Source organism: Sinorhizobium fredii USDA 205, from assembly GCF_001461695.1.
GTDB lineage: Bacteria > Pseudomonadota > Alphaproteobacteria > Rhizobiales > Rhizobiaceae > Sinorhizobium > Sinorhizobium fredii.
Genome location: NZ_AUTC01000065.1, coordinates 1 through 2324, shown reverse-complemented (window position 1 = coordinate 2324; position 2324 = coordinate 1). Strand labels below are relative to the sequence as shown.

The 2324-nt window shown below is 57.7% G+C and carries 4 pseudogenes; 1 reads left to right on the top strand and 3 read right to left on the bottom strand.

The features are described 5' to 3' along the window. Together N181_RS34660 and N181_RS33700 are read right to left on the bottom strand one after the other, a co-directional pair. Positions 1-173 (bottom strand): annotated as a pseudogene (locus N181_RS34660) (transposase); the annotation flags it as partial. A gap of 348 nt (positions 174-521) precedes the next feature. Next, positions 522-1124 (bottom strand): annotated as a pseudogene (locus N181_RS33700) (hypothetical protein). Positions 1125-1537: 413 nt separating this feature from the next. Between N181_RS33700 and N181_RS35500 the strand changes: the two are divergent. Then, a pseudogene (locus N181_RS35500) lies at positions 1538-1687 on the top strand (enoyl ACP reductase FabMG family protein); the annotation flags it as partial. 185 nt (positions 1688-1872) lie between these two features. Here N181_RS35500 and N181_RS31350 read toward each other — a convergent pair. Beyond that, positions 1873-1998 (bottom strand): annotated as a pseudogene (locus N181_RS31350) (IS66 family transposase); the annotation flags it as partial. Positions 1999-2324: the final 326 nt, after the last annotated feature.

Here is a 2324-nt window from a genome sequence, read left to right as displayed (position 1 = left end):
TTCTCTTCATCGCTATACCCCCTGCGTTTAGCGGCCGGCGTCTTTGCTTGAGCTGGTTCGGAAGCCGCCTTTTGAGGCCGTGGCGACCTCTGCTTCTTAGCCGTTGGTGCTTTCACTTCTGTGTCCGTCGCTACGGCTGCAGCAACTGGTCCCGCATTACTCTCGTCAGCCATCAGCAATTCCCTCCTTTAGTCAGCGCCTGTTTTCGGCTGAGTGCTCCACAGAGTCAACACAACCATCATAGTCCTGCTTTACGGATCGTTGATGTTTGGCTTGTGACTAGCTGGCGATCAACGGTGAAAGGTTGCCAGCTCTCGCCCGAAACAACCGGACCTGCTTACCCCTGTTCCCATTGACGATCGTGACGACCGGTACGGGTAGGCGAGGCTCGGCGCGACCGCGAACGGTTTCGCAGTATGCCGTAAGGCACCGCCTTGTAGAGATCACGTCCCGCCCGTCACAGCCGAGGCGATCGGCATGCTTGAATGCTTGACGCACGTACGCGCTGAGCGCCGCCAAGCTCACGAAAAGTCGAATCGCTCGAGCATCTTCTTAAGTTGAACATTCTGCAGATGAAGCTTTTCAGCGAGTTGGGTCCTCAGCACTTTGATTTCCTCGTCGAGTGTTGCCACTTCATGGAAGAACAAGTCGCGTGACGACGAGGGTTGTAAGCTTTGAAGATGCATTGGGGCGACAGGGCGCTGCGCAGCCACCTGGGCGTTGGCTCTCCGCCTACGTTCTCGACGCTTGATCCGCGGTTTGCTTGGCGACTTGGTTGCCGCACTTTTCGGAACCAATGAATTCGCTTCGCTACCTCAATCGTCGGATTCCTAACGCGGAGTTGTTTGAACCTCTTCAGCATCGATCGGCGGTTCTAACGCCTGTGCGACATCGTCATCGCCTTTCGCCTTTTCCGATGCCACCGCCCCTTGATCAACCGAGACGTCCTCATCATGAGCAGGTGGGCCGGCAGCTACCGTCGAACGAGGCGGAAGTGCGGACGTATGCTCCGCTTCGCTCTCGAGAGCCTTGGAATCCATGACATTGCCGAGCGAACTCTCTTGCGCTTTCGCCGATGGTCGCCGCGACGTCAGTTGAGCAAGGAATTTCCACGGTGTTTTCATAGTGTTCCCACCTTGAGCAAGCCGGACTGCAAACCTGTTGAGCTAGTGTTTCCTCACCCAGTCATCATTTGTGATGCGGCTGGGGACGGGTTCGACAGCAGTCTGCTTCTTTATCTCCGCTGTCTTTAGCGTCCGCCTCGACATTCCCGGCGTTGAGGACTGTACTATTCATCAGGTGATCTCCTCTGGAAGCGGAAGTCTGTTTTCGACCGAGCGAAAGACGGAGTCAACAAAGCTGCCCTTGCTGCAGAGGCGCCGAATCGTTGGGCAAAGCCCGGCCATCCAGCGCCCCGGCTCCGTTCGGCAGAGGGGTCGCAACAGGTCCCTTTCGGCGTCTCGCTGCTCACCTGCCGACCCTGACTAACGACCTTGCGATATCGATGATGTCGTCCCGCGCGGTTGTCGGGTCGTCCTTTTCTCCAGGCGACGATCCCTCCGGTCCCATTCAATGGCTCAACCACGATATCGTGGCGCGCCGACCTAACGCTTCCCACTTGCAACGGGAGTCTCCCGCGCCGTTGATCGCGCAAGGGGCGAAAGAATCCCACCTCGAGATGGCCTGACAGCTTCCCACTCCAGCTTGGAAGCTGGTTTCTCTCAGGGGCGCCTATGCTGGACGAGGATCAGTCTGTCGTGGGTCGGGTCGAAGGCGTCTGCACGAAATTGAATGCCTCGAATTCCGCATATCAGCCATCCAACCCCGGCCGTGGATGATTGCCTGCCCCTGGTCGCTGAAAAGGGATGGTTCTTCGACGCTGTTGTTGTCGATCTCAATGCGACCGTCGCTCAAAAAGAAGCTCAATCCGTCCCAGTATTTGGCGATATAGGCCAGAGCTTCGCCAAGCGGGGATTTGCCAGCGACGCGGGCACGATGGCAGCCACATCTAAAGTCGGCTCATGGTGGCCGGACTGGGTCGAGTGGCTCGCCGGCCACTCAGCGCCGAAACGGGTGGCACCCCCCGTCATCGGCGCTTCCAAAAGAGGCTATCCCCCCGCTCGATGATGCGCCCGGCACTTATGTGCATCAGCGGTAAAGCTATTTCCGCGCTTTCGAGCCCCTTGATGTTGCAGCCTATCGCAGCGCAGAAACACAGGCCCACACGTCGCCCCACCCAAGGCCGTTCATGCAGTTCATCATTCCTCCCGCCAAATAGCTAGTCATCTGAATCCGAAATTCGTGTCATAAGCTGTTGTCGACCT